15 protein-coding genes are annotated in these 14,475 nt (G+C 62.0%); 10 read left to right on the top strand and 5 right to left on the bottom strand.

Going from position 1 to position 14,475, the window contains the following annotated elements:
• Nucleotides 1–4: 4 nt before the first annotated feature.
• Nucleotides 5–1,363, bottom strand: coding sequence for an NAD(P)/FAD-dependent oxidoreductase (locus LB513_RS14955; RefSeq protein ID WP_224664269.1), 1,359 nt, complete (start codon nucleotides 1,361–1,363; stop codon nucleotides 5–7).
• Nucleotides 1,364–1,535: 172 nt separating this feature from the next.
• Here LB513_RS14955 and LB513_RS25190 point away from each other — a divergent pair, with 172 nt between their 5' ends.
• The gene (locus LB513_RS25190; RefSeq protein WP_263482133.1) at nucleotides 1,536–1,670 is read left to right on the top strand and encodes a hypothetical protein; all 135 of its coding nucleotides are present in this window, start codon (nucleotides 1,536–1,538) and stop codon (nucleotides 1,668–1,670) included.
• 97 nt (nucleotides 1,671–1,767) lie between these two features.
• Nucleotides 1,768–2,058, top strand: coding sequence for a Dabb family protein (locus tag LB513_RS14950; RefSeq protein ID WP_224664268.1), 291 nt, complete (start codon nucleotides 1,768–1,770; stop codon nucleotides 2,056–2,058).
• Here the strand turns inward: LB513_RS14950 and LB513_RS14945 are convergent.
• Genes LB513_RS14945 through LB513_RS14930 form a run of 4 tightly spaced genes read right to left on the bottom strand, consistent with a single transcriptional unit; the run spans nucleotide 2,028 to nucleotide 6,268 of the window.
• A complete protein-coding gene (locus LB513_RS14945) occupies nucleotides 2,028–3,098 on the bottom strand; it encodes a glycosyltransferase family 2 protein (protein WP_224664267.1) in 1,071 nt (356 codons plus the stop codon). The two genes, LB513_RS14950 and LB513_RS14945, sit on opposite strands and share 31 nt — an antisense overlap.
• Nucleotides 2,993–4,006 (bottom strand): GNAT family N-acetyltransferase, encoded by a 1,014-nt coding sequence (locus LB513_RS14940; RefSeq protein ID WP_224664266.1) that lies wholly within the window; start codon nucleotides 4,004–4,006, stop codon nucleotides 2,993–2,995. The genes LB513_RS14945 and LB513_RS14940 overlap by 106 nt, the downstream gene beginning before the upstream one ends.
• Nucleotides 3,999–4,976, bottom strand: coding sequence for a hypothetical protein (locus LB513_RS14935; RefSeq protein WP_224664265.1), 978 nt, complete (start codon nucleotides 4,974–4,976; stop codon nucleotides 3,999–4,001). Before LB513_RS14935 ends, LB513_RS14940 begins: the two co-directional genes overlap by 8 nt.
• Entirely contained in the window at nucleotides 4,973–6,268 is a 1,296-nt protein-coding gene (locus LB513_RS14930; RefSeq protein ID WP_224664264.1) for a glycosyltransferase family 4 protein, read from the bottom strand. The genes LB513_RS14935 and LB513_RS14930 overlap by 4 nt, the downstream gene beginning before the upstream one ends.
• Nucleotides 6,269–6,509: 241 nt before the next feature.
• Between LB513_RS14930 and LB513_RS14925 the strand changes: the two genes are divergently transcribed.
• The 8 genes from LB513_RS14925 to LB513_RS14890 all read left to right on the top strand — a co-directional run.
• Complete coding sequence (locus tag LB513_RS14925; RefSeq protein ID WP_224664263.1) at nucleotides 6,510–7,400, top strand: VOC family protein; 891 nt, start codon at nucleotides 6,510–6,512, stop codon at nucleotides 7,398–7,400.
• Nucleotides 7,397–8,257 (top strand): 3-deoxy-8-phosphooctulonate synthase, encoded by an 861-nt coding sequence (gene kdsA, locus LB513_RS14920; protein WP_224664262.1) that lies wholly within the window; start codon nucleotides 7,397–7,399, stop codon nucleotides 8,255–8,257. Before LB513_RS14925 ends, kdsA begins: the two co-directional genes overlap by 4 nt.
• Nucleotides 8,258–8,413: 156 nt before the next feature.
• On the top strand, nucleotides 8,414–8,779 hold the full coding sequence (locus tag LB513_RS14915) for a PRC-barrel domain-containing protein (RefSeq protein ID WP_224664261.1): 366 nt from the start codon (nucleotides 8,414–8,416) through the stop codon (nucleotides 8,777–8,779).
• A gap of 383 nt (nucleotides 8,780–9,162) precedes the next feature.
• Entirely contained in the window at nucleotides 9,163–10,437 is a 1,275-nt protein-coding gene (gene eno, locus LB513_RS14910) for a phosphopyruvate hydratase (protein WP_224664260.1), read from the top strand.
• A 166-nt stretch (nucleotides 10,438–10,603) separates the two neighbouring features.
• Nucleotides 10,604–10,927, top strand: coding sequence for an FtsB family cell division protein (locus LB513_RS14905; RefSeq protein WP_224664259.1), 324 nt, complete (start codon nucleotides 10,604–10,606; stop codon nucleotides 10,925–10,927).
• Nucleotides 10,928–11,120: 193 nt separating this feature from the next.
• Nucleotides 11,121–12,158: a pyruvate dehydrogenase (acetyl-transferring) E1 component subunit alpha gene (gene pdhA / locus LB513_RS14900; protein WP_224664258.1), complete on the top strand. Its 1,038-nt coding sequence runs from the start codon at nucleotides 11,121–11,123 to the stop codon at nucleotides 12,156–12,158.
• A 15-nt stretch (nucleotides 12,159–12,173) separates the two neighbouring features.
• Nucleotides 12,174–13,601 (top strand): pyruvate dehydrogenase complex E1 component subunit beta, encoded by a 1,428-nt coding sequence (locus LB513_RS14895; RefSeq protein WP_224664257.1) that lies wholly within the window; start codon nucleotides 12,174–12,176, stop codon nucleotides 13,599–13,601.
• A gap of 17 nt (nucleotides 13,602–13,618) precedes the next feature.
• Nucleotides 13,619–14,475, top strand: an 857-nt coding sequence (locus LB513_RS14890) for a biotin/lipoyl-containing protein (RefSeq protein WP_224664256.1), incomplete at its 3' end; no start/stop codon positions are given.

Raw genomic sequence — 14,475 nt, 5'->3', positions numbered from 1 at the left:
TGCACTATTCAGCTGCCAGGGCGCGTTCGGGAAATTCGCTGGAGGCGGCATGCCATGGCACTTTCGCGCCGAAGGCGACGGCCGCCGCAAGACCTGAGCGCAGTCCGTCTTCATGAAAGCCATGGCCGGTCCAAGCCCCCGCGAAATAGGTACCGCGCACGCCCTGGATGTCATCGAGCCGGGCCTGCGCAGACAAAGCGCGGGCGTCGTATTGAGGGTGGTCGAAACTCCATTCGCCGAACACCAGATCCTTGCGTGGCTCGACCACGGGATTGAGGGAAACGAAGAGCGGCTTGGCCGCATCTATGCCCTGCAATTTGTTCATCCAGTAGGTGACGGAGACTTCAGGCTCGTTGAGATCGTGCGACGACCGAAGGTAGTTCCACGCGGCCCAAGCGGCCCGCCGCTTGGGCATCAGTCTCGTGTCGCGATGCAGGACAACGCGATTGGGCCGGTACGGAATGGCGGACAGGATAGTCTCCTCGACACTGGATGCATCGCCTAGCATGGCGAGCGCCTGATCGCTGTGAGTCGCGATGATCACATTGTCGAAACGGTCAGAGGGCTGGTCGCCAGCCCAAACGGTGATCCCGAACGCGTCCCGGACGATCGTCTTGACCGGGGTCGAGAGCCGCACGCGGGTGCCGAGCGGCGCCAGCAATCTGTGCAGGTAATTGCGCGAGCCACCGCTGACCGTGCGCCATGTCGGGCGCTCGCCGTGGATCAGGCGGTGGTTCTCGAAGAACGAGATAAAGCTTGCAGCAGGATAGTCGAGCATTTTCGCCCGCGGGGTCGACCATATCGCGGCTGCCATCGGCATCAGGTAATTGTCGCGGAACGCGGGCGAATAACCCTTCTTGTCTAGGTAGTCGCCAATGGTCGTATGGCCGAGCGAGCCGCTGTCGCGGTCGACAACGCATTCCTTGTTGAAGCGCAGGATTTCGCGCAGCATCCACAGAAATCCGGGCGAGAAGACATTGCGCTTCTGCGCGAATATCGTGCGCAGCGTCGAGCCGCACCATTCAAGCTTGCCGCCATCAAGCGACAGCGAGAACCCCATGTCGCTTTCGTGGGTGGCGACGCCGAGATGCGAGAACAAAGCGCAAAGGTTGGGATAGGCGAGTTCATTGTAGACGATGAAGCCGGTGTCGACGGAGATCGGGGTGCCGTCATAGTCGATATCGACGGTGGCGGTGTGACCGCCCGCGCGATCCGATGCCTCGAACAACGTCACATCGGCCGTCGGGTGAAGCGCCCACGCGGCGGCTGCTCCCGACACCCCCGATCCGATCACTGCTATTTTCTTCCTGCCGCCTTCTCCGCCACGGTTGATAGGCACGATATTCATCTTGTCCCTTTGCATCGACTCATCCGCTTTCGGCGGCCCCTCCACGCCTAGGCGTGGTCAATGAAAGGTACGGGCGAACCGCCGCCGAGTTTCACGACGGCGGAGTCTTTCGCTCGTCTGCGACCATCCGAGCCAAACCCGCCAAGACGCCTATGGCGGCGGGCCAGATGATGGGATAGCTTTAGCAATGCGTTACGTAATCATCATCAGCGCGCTTGCGTTTTTCCTCATCTGGGATGGCCTCTACAATCAGGGTCGCTACCTGGACACGACGGTCAGGCAAGTGAGCCACGTGGTGCGATACGTCACCGCGAAGTTTTAGCCTCTGCAAGAAGGGCCTGCCGCCGCGACATCCTGCCGGTTGACGCTCTGCTCATGACGTCACAAAAGGCCTCGGCAACCAGATCGAGGAGGCGGGATTGATCCGGCATATCGTTTTCTTCAGCGCTCGGCGTAAGGAGGATGTGGAAGCGGTCCGCACCGGCCTGCTGGCGCTTGGTGAAATCCCTCATTCCAGCTTTTTCGAAGTGACTCTCAACACCAAGGTCGATCCGCTGTCGGACGAGGTCGATGTGGTTGTCTACGCGGAGTTCGCCGATCAAACGGCGCTGGCGGCCTACAAGGCGCACCCGCTCTACGCGCAGACGACCAGCAAGGTCAAACCATTGCGAGAGCTGCGTTATTCCGCCGACGTCGTGGCAAGGACCTGACCGAGACCGCGCTCAAGCACACGCCTTTTTCTACGCCCCACGAAATAACCTGGCAGCACATGGAGGCCGCCGGGCAGGTTGCGGGCTCTTCGCCAGGCCTTCACCTCGTCCAACGCGACGCGGAAATGGCCCTGTGCGGCCGCTTTCAACGCGCCGCGCAGAGTCAGGTAGCTGAGGATCGATTCATAGCCGTTGGATCGGTAGTCGGGACAGCGGGCGACCAGGTCGTCCAGCCCCGCTATATAGCCCGAATGGGTGCGCGACATCGAGTTGCCCGACCGGTATTTGAGGACGTCGGTGGCCGCCCCGAAGGCGATGTGGCGCTGGCCTACCAGACGCAACAGCAGTTCCCGATCCTGATGGCGGCGCAGCTCCGGATCGTAGCCGCCGATGCCGATAAAGGCCGAGCGGCGAATGGTAAGGGTCGAATTGGTCAGCGGGATGCAGTGGCACAGCAGCAGTTGCCGGAGTTTCTCCGGATCGGGCGTCGTGACGGGCAGCTGGTGCACGCGCTCCACGTTGGCCGAAATGTCCCGGAAACCGTCTATGGTGCAGTCTATGCCCGGGTTCTCGTCGAAGAAGCCGATTAGCCGGTCTATCCGGTCGGGCCGAAAGGCATCGTCGGAATCGAGAAAAGCAATGAGCGGCGCACGGGAAAGTGCCGCTCCCTCGTTGCGAGCCCGATTGGCTCCAACTGCTTGCGGGAGGCGGCGCCAAGCCAGGCGGGCGTCGTCGACAGAGGCCAGATAGCTCTCGGTTCCGTCCGTCGATCCGTCGTCGATCACGACCAGTTCGATATCGGCTCGCTGGCTGCAAAGAACGGATGCCATTGTCCGGGGCAGGCTGTCTCGGCGGTTTCTGGCTGGCACAACCACGGCAAGGCGAGGCAAGGCGACCCCGGCGATTTGTATGGCGGGGGGTGCCGGCAGGGCTGTCACAACCGGAACTCGTGCATGCTGGCGCGCGTACAACCGAAGCCCGCCTTGAATGGCTCGTCGCCGATGGTGAAGTCGAAAGCGGTGCCGCCCTCGGCGGCCCATGCCGCCATTGCGCGGTCCAGAATGAGGATGCCCGGGGAAAAACGCCCATAAGCGCCGTAATCACAGGCGAGCAGAATGTAGCGGAAGCAAGTGCCGTCTACCAAGCCGAAGACAAGGGCGATCGGACCATCCTTGCCGGCGAGGCGCCATGTTCGGGCCAGGCCTGACCGTGCACCATTCGTCGCGACCTCGATATAGAATTGGAGCCCGTGCGCCGTCACAAGCGGATCGTCGGGAAAACGTCCGATGCGCCAATCGCACGCCGCCACAAGCGCCGGACGCACTTCGTCCGGCTCCAGCAGTTCCAGCCGCGGCCCGCTTTCCTGGTCCAGCTTGCGCGCCTTGCGGTCGAGGCCGGCCGCGCGGCGGATGCCAAGACTGCCCCTGCGCGATTCGGCATAGGGACTACCGTAGCGCACGGCATGGGCGCCGAAATCGAGCGTCGAGGGTTCAATCCCCAGGAGAGAACGCCATTGCCGCAGATGGCTTTGATGAACCGGCCCTATTCTGACCCCGGCATGAGGACCAACCGCGTCGCGGAAAGACTGCGCGGTTCGGGGGCCGAGACTCGTGCCCCTGGCGATCACCGGACAGGCATAGTCAGTGACGCCGAGAAAGGCGTATTCGATCCAGCCTGCCGCGTTGCCGTCTTGGCGCCGGACAAGTGGCACCAGCAACTGCAATTCGCCGTCTTCGTCCCGGCCGGTGATCACCAGTGGCTCTGCGTCATGCGCCGGGGCCATGGTTCGGTAGAAGGCCGCGAGCCAGTCTGGGTGCTGGAATGCCGATGCCGATGCGCGGGAGAAAAGCCGCCGATAGTCCCTGGAGTCGAAATCGAAGCGACTGGTCGCTTCGAGGAGGATTGGGCGGTCGGGAGCCGGACTTTCCGACGCAGCGAGGTCAAGCACGCTTTATCCCCTGGAACAGTCTTCTGAGCGCCTGCTGTGGCACCAGGTCGGGGTCGTCGAGGGCAATGCGGTTGCCGGCCGGCGTGTTGACCGCGCGCAGGGCGGCATACAGCCGGTCTTCCGCCAGCTTCTGCGTCTCCACCCTTTCAGGAAAGGTGTCGCGATAAATCTCGCGGTGGGAACCGTGCGCGGGATTGGTGTTGATCTCGAATATCTGGGGGCGCCCGTCGACCAGCGAAAAGTCGGCGCGGCCATATTCGATGCCGGCAAGATCGAAGGCGCGGCGCAGCACGTCCTCATACATGTCGCCCTCGACGAAACGACGCTCGTTCTCGAGAAAGGCCGCAAACATCGGATGGGCGCGCAGGCGCGCAGGCTGCCGCAGGTCCTTGGCCGCCCAGCGGAAATCGACGACATTGTGATGGGCGATCAGCCGGTCGCCGGCGCGATAGGTAGCGAAGCGCTGCCAGAGGCCTGGGCTCACCTCCTGGCCTGCGTACTCGATCACCAGTTTGCCGGCCAGCGGCGCGCCGTTTGCCCTCATTCGGCCGATCGTGGCATCAAGCCCCGGCTGATCGGCGATCAGCTCGAGGTCTGCGGAAAGATGGTCGAACTCGTTGCGGATGAAGACCGGGAAGGAATTCGGGCGCGGCTGATGCTCGCAGCGCCAGGCCGAAAAATTGTTGATCCCCGCCGCGTTGAGGGCTTTCAGCAGATCATGCCGACCGCGCACACGCGCGGGATGATTGAGCACGCGAGCGCCGCCGCGTTCGAGCCGGTTGGCGACCTTGGCGGCCAATGCGATCTCGAAGTTCGAAAGCCGCTCGTGATCGGTGAATATCCATGTGCCGGAACGCAGCTGCTTTTGCCGGAACAGGCGCTCGTAACTCCAGCCGCGTGCATCGCCCAATTGTCGGATCAAGTGACGGACGGTATAGGCGTGGCTGCGCGTGGTGACGAAATTGATCACGCGCCATCCGGCGAGCCGCCGTCCTCCTGCAACGACATGATAGCGATTGGCTGTCGTCTGCCATGTTTCGAGCCGGCGAGCACCGAGCCATAAAGCTCGAGGTTGAGCACGACCGCCGACGCCAGCGAAAAATCCTTGGCGCGCCGCCGTCCTTGCGCAATCAGGGCCTCCCTGGCCTGGTCATCGGAAAGCAGCCGCAGCGTGCGGTCGATGAATTCCTGTTGCCGCCCCTCTGGCACCAGCGCCAGTGCCTCGGGTCTGCCAGCCACGTCGGTAACCCCGCCGACGGCATAGGCAACCGCCGGCACCTCCGCCGCCATGGCCTCGAGTAGGACGCTGCCCAGCACCTCGCGCCGCGATGGCAGGATCAGGACGTCGGAGATGCGAAGAGCCTTCTTGACCTCAGCTGGAGAGACAAATCCGGTAATGGTCCATGACCCCGGACGCGCGATCGCGGTGAGCACCGCTTCCAGCTTTCGCCGATCAGGGCCATCGCCGCAGATCAGCAGGAACGCTCCTTTCTCGGACAGGTGCGTCACCAGGATCGGCAAATCCTGCCAGCCCTTCTCGGGACTGATGCGGCCTATGAAACTGACGATCGCACGGCCATGCGGGATGCCGTGCTCGGCGCGAAAGGCCTCAAGCAGCTTGGCAGCGATCGGGCGTTGAAAGGCGTCGATGTCGATGGCGTCCGTCACCACGTCGACGCGCGAGGCGTCGAGCCCCATTTCGCCCGCGGCGCTCCTGCCATAGGTTTCGGTCAGGGCCACGACCCGGTCCGCCGACCGCAAGGCCATCCGCTCGAACCAGCGGGTGATGTCGTAGGGCTTGCCCTTGAGCCGAAACGCCGACTGAAAACCCGCCCAGAGGGACGTGTTCATCGAGACGACGAGCGGCACGCCCAGAGCTTTCACCAGGACGGCCATCACCCTGCACCAGATCGAGTGATTGAAATGGATATGAACGAGATCATAGCGCTTTCGTGCGCGAAGGAGCTCGGGTATGGCGCCCAGGAACCAGCTGAAGCAGAGCATCGGTCCGGCCAGGAATTCCGGCAGCCAGAACCCCGTGCATTTGACGCGCATCGTCGTCGATAGCCGCACGTTTCTTGGGCTGCCGGGGATGTAGCTGGTCAGAACCGTCTGGGTTGTGCCGGCCTTGTCCAGGCCATGCGCGATCGTCCATGACTGGTTCTGCAATCCACCGACCGGATCGAAGGCGACCGGCCATGTGCCGGGTCGGTAGAAATGCGGCGTGATCCGCAGGATCCTGAGCATCCTCTTGCCCGTCATGGTCAATCAATTTCAGCCGTGGGGCAGGGCAATGTTCGCCGGTCATTGTCGAATCTCAAGACCGTTCGATGATCGTCCAGGGTGGGATCGGGAGCATCCCCCGTGCGGGGGATATCCTCACGTCAATTCTTGATGCGTGAGGATATGACGGTGTATCGCTTGCATGTTGCGTCGCCATCTGGGCGCGGCGGTCACGATCAAGCCTTGAACCTCGGCGTGGAATGATGCACATCGCGCCCGCATGATCAGAACACCTTCATCCAGCACTCATCCCATCGATCACCTGGTGCTGCCGACGCAGAGCGTCGAAGTCGCGCGAAGGCGGCTCACATCCCTCGGCTTCCTTGTCGCCCCGACCGGCATTCATCCCTTCGGGACAGAAAACTGCTGCGTTTTCCTAGCCGATGGCACGTATCTCGAACCACTCGCGGTAGGCAATCAGCAGGCCGCAATGCAGGCTGTCGCCGACGGCAACGTGTTTGTCGCGCGTGACCGTCTCTATCGCGACGTTCTTGGCGACGAGGGGTTTTCCGCGGTCGTGCTGGGCACCCCGCATGCCGATGCCGATCAAGCCCGGTTTGTCGATGCCGACCTGTCGGCCGGAGACATGCTGAGCTTTTCTCGCGCCTTCACGGATCCTGATGGAAAGAGTGAAATCGCCTCCTTCACGCTCGCCTTCGCGGCTGGCCGCAAGGCGACGGACGCCATTCTCTTCGCCTGCGAGCGGGTCAATGCGCCGAAGGTAGACCGCGCGGCTTTGCAGGCCCATGCAAACGGCGCCACCGGGATTGTCGAGATCGTGGCGGTCAGTGATCGGCCTGAAGAACAGAACCGATTGATTTCCGTCGCTATCGACGATCCCAATCTTGAAGATCGGGGCGGCGTTTTCCGCCTGCCCAACGCGGTTCTAAGCGTCCTTGATCCGGCGTCCTTCAGCTCGCGCTTTGGCCTGCCGCTCGGTCCGCCGACGGAGCTTCGCTTCGCCGCAATTGTCTTTTCGGTCGCGCACGCGGATGCCACGTCGAGGCTGCTTGCGGCCAACGCTATCGAGCACGATATATCGGGCAGGGATATCGTGGTGCGGCCCGCGCCGGGGCAGGGCGCTGCCTTCATCTTTCGGGAGATTCAATGACCAACCTCCAAGCGGCCCATTCGATGGCGCCCAACTCATCGGTCACCGTCGGCAATGTGGTCTTCGACAATAGGGCGGCCCTGTCGCTGATCGCCGGCCCATGCCAGTTCGAATCGCGTCAGCATGCGTTCGACATGGCCGGCGCGCTGAAGGAATTGACCGGCAAGCTCGGCATTGGCCTCGTCTACAAGACCAGCTACGACAAGGCCAACCGCACCTCGCTGTCTGCGACGCGCGGTGCCGGAATGGACGCGGCGCTTCCCGTCTTCGACGAGCTTCGCAAGGAATTTTCGCTTCCTGTGCTGACCGACGTCCACACCGAGGAGCAATGTGCGATCGTCGCCCCGCATGTCGACGTTCTGCAGATACCGGCTTTCCTGTCGCGACAGACCGACATGCTCGTCGCCGCCGCGAAAACCGGCAAGGTGATCAACGTGAAGAAGGGGCAGTTCCTCGCTCCGTGGGACATGAAGAACGTCGTCGCCAAGATAACCGGCTCCGGCAACGCCAATGTGCTCACCACCGAGCGTGGCGCCTCCTTCGGCTACAACACGCTGGTCTCGGACATGCGTGCCTTGCCGATCATGGCCGAGATCGGAGCGCCGGTCATCTTCGATGCCACGCATTCGGTCCAGCAGCCGGGCGGACAGGGTGGTTCATCGGGTGGCGAGCGGCGCTTTGTCGAGACGCTGGCCCGCGCGGCTGTGGCTGTCGGCGTTGCAGGCGTGTTCATCGAGACCCATCAGGATCCCGACAATTCGACGTCTTCCGATGGCCCGAACATGTTGCCGTTGAAGGACATGCCGGCCCTGCTGGAAAGGCTGATGGCCTTCGACCGTATCGCAAAGGGTCTCTGAAGCAGCACTCGCTTCAGACACTTTTGACCGCAGATCGATGCACCGATGCAACGCTCTTTCCAGCCCAATTTGCCTGGCTCGGCACTAACAAATGGGGGAACCTTCGTTCCGGCTACTCATTGTCGAAGTACGATTCAACGACATGAGGAGCAGATCATGACGACACCGACAGGTCATACTGAAGCAATCGCCGCTTCGCGAGTCATCGGCACCTCGGTTTACAACACCGAAGGCTCCAGCATTGGCAGCATCGAGGATATCATGCTGGACAAGACGTCGAATGGGATCATGTTCGCGGTGATCGGATTCGGCGGGTTTCTTGGCATAGGAGAGAAATATCACGCGGTTCCGTGGGCGAGCCTCGACTACGACGAGGACAAGGGCGGCTACGTCGTGCCGTTCTCCAGGGAGGAGTTGAAGTCGGCGCCTGCCTACTCGATCAACGAACTGGCGGGAGCCGATGGCCAAACCGCGCGCGACGCATCCTATGAGTACTACAAGGTCACGCCGTACTGGCACTGATCTTGCGGCTTGACCACGGAAGGGGCGCTGTCACCGGACGGCGCCCCTTCCTGATTCAATATGCTGCCTCACCACTGATGTGCACTGGCGAGACGGCCTTTGGTGGCGACTGTTGAGTGTCGCACGAGGTCAGGAACGCAGCCGCAATGAACAACAGACTGACGATACCGCTCAACTCAGACATGGCGAAACTCCTCTTGTTTCGCCCCGCGCGGCAGCATTCATACTCCAGATCTTCTCCCCGAAGGCATGACTTATGATGACAGAAATTTGCGCTTCGTGAATCGCGTCGACTTCAAGATTCGCCCTTGGGCCGATTGCCTTTTGTATTGCTTTGGCTAAGACGGGCGCCAACGCATCATAGATCAATCGGGGACATCGCTATGACCGCCATCATCGACATTGTCGGGCGTGAAATCCTGGACAGCCGTGGAAATCCGACCGTCGAGGTCGATGTGGTTCTAGAGGACGGTTCGATGGGCCGTGCCGCCGTGCCGTCCGGAGCGTCGACCGGCGCTCATGAAGCGGTTGAGCTGCGCGACGGCGGCGCGCGCTATCTCGGCAAGGGTGTCTTGAGGGCTGTCGAGGCAGTCAATGGCGAACTGTTCGAGGCGATTGGAGGCATGGAGGCCGAGAACCAGATCCATATCGACCAGACCATGATCGAATTGGACGGCACTCCCAACAAGAGCAGGCTCGGCGCCAACGCAATTCTCGGCGTCTCCCTGGCGGTGGCCAAGGCAGCCGCGGATGCCGCCGGTCTGCCGCTCTACCGCTATGTCGGCGGCACCAAGGCGCATGTCCTGCCTGTGCCGATGATGAACATCATCAATGGCGGCGCGCATGCCGACAATCCGATCGACTTCCAGGAATTCATGATCCTGCCGATCGGTGCGCCGACTCTGCGCGAAGGCGTTCGCTGGGGTTCGGAAATCTTCCACACGCTCAGGAAGAAGCTGAAGGACGCCGGCCATAACACAAATGTCGGCGACGAAGGCGGCTTCGCGCCGAACCTGAAGAGCGCGCCGGTGGCCCTGGACTTCATCATGGAATCGATCGAGCAGGCCGGCTTCAAGCCTGGCGAAGAGATCGCGCTCGGCCTGGATTGCGCGGCGACGGAATTCTTCAGGGACGGCAACTACGTCTATGAGGGCGAGAACGAGACGCGCGACCCGAATGCCCAGGCGAAATACCTTGCCAAGCTGGCCGCCGACTATCCGATCATCTCGATCGAGGACGGCCTCGCAGAGGACGACTGGGAAGGATGGAAGTACCTGACCGATCTTATCGGCAAGAAGACGCAGCTTGTCGGCGACGATCTGTTCGTCACCAACACCGCCCGGCTGCGCGACGGCATCCGCATGGGCGTCGCCAATTCGATCCTGGTCAAGGTCAACCAGATCGGCTCGCTCACCGAAACGCTCGACGCCGTCGAGACCGCACACAAAGCCGGCTACACCGCCGTCATGTCGCACCGTTCTGGCGAAACCGAGGATTCGACCATCGCCGATCTCGCTGTCGCGACCAATTGCGGACAGATCAAGACCGGCTCTCTATCGCGCTCGGACCGCATGGCCAAGTACAACCAGCTTATCCGTATCGAGGAAGAGCTCGGAAAGCAGGCGCTCTACGCCGGCAAGTCGGTGCTGAAGGGCTGAACCGAAAAACAAACGGGTGGATGGATTTTGGAACAAGGGCGGGTCATTCCCGCCCTTGTTCGTTTCGTGGCCACCGGGCCGGCCTGCGTAACCGTCCGTTAAGCACAATCGGGCCAAAAAGATCGGGTGCCGCAGCCTTGAGTCCGCGGCCGCGAGGGAACGGGCGATGTGGACGCGTCAGCACAAGCAGAGAAACACCGGACGGCTGATCATCCCGTCGCTTTGCGTGGCCTTCCTGGCCTATTTCGGTTTTCACGCCTATCACGGTGAGTTCGGTATCAACTCCAAATATCAACTCGAGGCCCAGACGGTCGCCTTGCAGGGGCAACTCGACGCGATCAAGGCTCGCCGACTGGAGCTCGAACGCCGCGTTCGCCTCATGCATGAAGGCACGCTGGAGAAGGACATGCTCGACGAGCAGGCGCGAAGGGCGCTGAACCTGTCGCAGGCCGATGAAATCACCATCATGTTGCCGGCGCCAGCAAAATAACCGATTTCAGGTTAATCACCAATATTTTCAATGATTTTAAACGGTTAGTCGCATGCCAGCTATGCATATTCGGCATGGCGCAACGCCTTTACGCGTGTTAGCCTCCCAAAAATCGATGGGGAGGCGCTGATCTCCCCGGAGCGGATTTCATCTTGCTCCAATGTCCGCGAAGAGACGCAACAGGGAGTCATGCATGGCCACCGCCGCGAAAAAAGCGCCTGCGAAATTTAAATCCGATGGCAGATCAGGGCTTTCGACGCCAAGCCCCGCCGACTTCAGCAAGGACGAAGAGCTTGCCGCCTACAGGCACATGCTGCTCATCCGCCGTTTCGAGGAAAAGGCCGGTCAGCTCTACGGCATGGGCTTCATCGGCGGCTTCTGCCATCTCTATATCGGCCAGGAAGCTGTCGTCACCGGCATGAAGATGGCGCTAATCGACGGCGACCAGATGATCACCGCCTATCGCGACCATGGCCACATGCTGGCGATGGAGCTTTCGCCGCGCGGTGTCATGGCCGAATTGACCGGCCGCCGCGGCGGGCTATCGCGGGGCAAGGGCGGCTCCATGCACATGTTCTCCAAGGAAAAACACTTTTACGGCGGCCACGGCATTGTCGGCGCGCAGGTGTCGCTGGGCACTGGGCTGGCCTTCGCAAACCGCTATCGCGACAACAACAATGTTTCGCTGACCTATTTCGGCGATGGCGCGTCCAATCAGGGCCAGGTCTATGAAAGCTTCAACATGGCCTCGCTGTGGAAGCTGCCGGTGATCTACATCATCGAGAACAACCGTTACGCGATGGGCACCTCTGTCTCCCGCTCTTCGGCCGAGACGGATTTTTCGCACCGCGGCGCTTCCTTCAAGATTCCCGGCATCCAGGTCGACGGCATGGACGTGCGGGCCGTCAAGGCGGCCGGAGATCTCGCTACCGAATGGTGCCGTGCCGGCAATGGCCCGCTCATCCTCGAGATGCAGACCTATCGCTACCGCGGCCACTCCATGTCCGATCCGGCGAAGTACCGCTCGAAGGAAGAAGTGCAGAAGATGCGCTCGGAGCATGATCCGATCGAGCAGGTCAAGGCGCGGCTGATCGAGAAGAAGTGGGCCACCGAGGATGAATTGAAAGCCATCGACAAGGAGGTTCGCGACATCGTGGCCGATGCCGCCGAATTTGCCCAGAACGACGCGGAGCCGGATCCGTCCGAGCTCTGGACCGATATCGTATTGTAACGGGAGGGCAAGGACATGCCGATCGAAATTCTCATGCCCGCTCTCTCGCCGACCATGGAAGAGGGCAATCTTTCCAAGTGGATGAAGAACGAGGGCGACAAGGTCGTCGCCGGCGACGTCATCGCCGAGATCGAAACCGACAAGGCGACGATGGAGGTTGAAGCCGTCGACGAGGGTACGCTGGGCAAGATCCTGGTCGCTGCCGGCACCGAAGGGGTCAAGGTCAACACGCCGATCGCTGTATTGCTGCAGGAAGGCGAGAGCGCAGGCGACAACGACGGGGGCGGCAAGGCCGTGCCGGCCTCAACTCAGGACGCGGTGTCCGCCGGCGGTCAGCGCACAGATGCATCTGAGGAAGGCTCGAAAGCAGCACCCCAGGATGCCGGCGAGGCTCCCAAGGCTGTCCCGGCTGCTCCGGCAGCCAAAGCTGCCGCCGACCCAGATATACCTGCCGGTACCGAGATGGTCTCGACCACGGTGCGCGAGGCATTGCGCGACGCGATGGCGGAGGAAATGCGCCGTGACGGCGACGTCTTCGTGATGGGGGAGGAGGTGGCCGAGTACCAGGGCGCCTACAAGATCACCCAAGGATTGCTGCAGGAGTTCGGGCCTCGGCGCGTCGTCGACACGCCGATCACCGAACACGGCTTTGCCGGCGTCGGCGTCGGCGCGGCGATGGCCGGCTTGAAGCCGATCGTCGAGTTCATGACCTTCAACTTCGCCATGCAGGCCATCGACCAGATTATCAACTCGGCGGCCAAGACCCTCTATATGTCCGGTGGCCAGATGGGCGCGCCGATCGTGTTTCGTGGTCCGAACGGTGCCGCAGCCCGCGTCGCCGCCCAGCATTCGCAGTGCTACGCCGCATGGTACAGCCACATTCCCGGGCTGAAAGTGGTGATGCCCTATACAGCCGCCGACGCCAAGGGCTTGCTCAAGTCGGCGATCCGCGATCCCAACCCCATCATCTTCCTCGAGAACGAGATCCTTTACGGCCAGTCTTTCGATGTGCCGAAACTGGATGATTTCGTGCTGCCGATCGGCAAGGCGCGCATCCACAAACCGGGCAAGGACGTCACCATCGTGTCCTTCGGCATCGGCATGACCTATGCGGTGAAGGCTGAAGCCGAGCTGCGCGGTCTGGGCATCGATGCCGAGATCATCGATTTGCGCACGATCAGGCCGCTCGATTTCGACACCATCATCGCCTCGGTCAAGAAGACCAACCGTCTTGTCGTCGTGGAGGAGGGGTATCCGCAGAACTCCGTCGGCGATCACATTGCCAACCAGGTTTCGCAGCGCGCCTTCGACTTCCTCGATGCCCCAGTGATCACCATCGCCGGCAAGGACGTGCCGATGCCTTATGCGGCGAACCTCGAAAAACTGGCGCTGCCCAATGTCGGCGAGGTCATCGAGGCGGTCAAAGCTGTCACGTATCGCTGAACCGGCGGGAGGACGAAATGCCAATCAACATCACCATGCCGGCGCTCTCGCCCACGATGGAAGAGGGCAATCTTTCCAGGTGGCTGGTCAAGGAAGGCGACAAGGTATCGCCAGGCGATGTTATCGCTGAGATCGAGACCGACAAGGCGACGATGGAGGTCGAGGCCGTCGATGAGGGTACGGTCGCCAAGCTGGTTGTTCCGGCTGGCACGGAAGGCGTCAAGGTCAACGCCTTGATCGCGGTGCTTGCCGCCGAGGGCGAGGATGCTGGTGCCGCCTCGAAGAGGGACGTTAACGCCGCACCGGTGAAAGCCGAGGCTAAGCAGGACAAGGAGCCCATCTCCCCACCCATGGGGGAGATGTCGGCGAAGCCGACAGAGGGGGGCGCTGCCTCGCCGACGTCCGAGCCTGTCGCGCCCCCCTCTGCCCTGCCGGGCATATCCCCCACAGGGAAGATCAGCCAATCGCCGGATGTAGGCCGCACCTTCGCCTCGCCGCTTGCCCGGCGTATCGCCAGGGAAGCCGGCCTTGATGTGTCTGCCGTGTCGGGCTCCGGTCCGCATGGACGTGTGGTCAAGGCCGATGTCGATGCGGCAATCGCGACCGGTGGTTCCAGTGCGGCGGCTTCGGCGAAGGCCGAACCCGCGGCCAAGGCTCCTGCCGGCGCGCCGGCAGCCGCGCCAGCCCCTGCCGTGAAGGCGATGGCTGACGATCAGGTGCTTCGCCTGTTCGAGGAAGGCTCCTACGAGCTTGTCCCGCATGACACTATGCGCAAGACCATCGCGCGGCGGCTGGTGGAGGCCAAGACCACCATCCCGCATTTCTACCTGACGCTCGACTGCGAGCTCGACGCGCTGCTGGCATTGCGCACGCA

Origin of the sequence: Mesorhizobium sp. ES1-1 (assembly GCF_020164785.1) — a bacterium.
In the GTDB taxonomy this organism is placed as follows: domain Bacteria; phylum Pseudomonadota; class Alphaproteobacteria; order Rhizobiales; family Rhizobiaceae; genus Mesorhizobium.
Note: the sequence above shows the minus strand (reverse complement) of the source record. Positions and strands in the feature narration are given on the sequence as shown.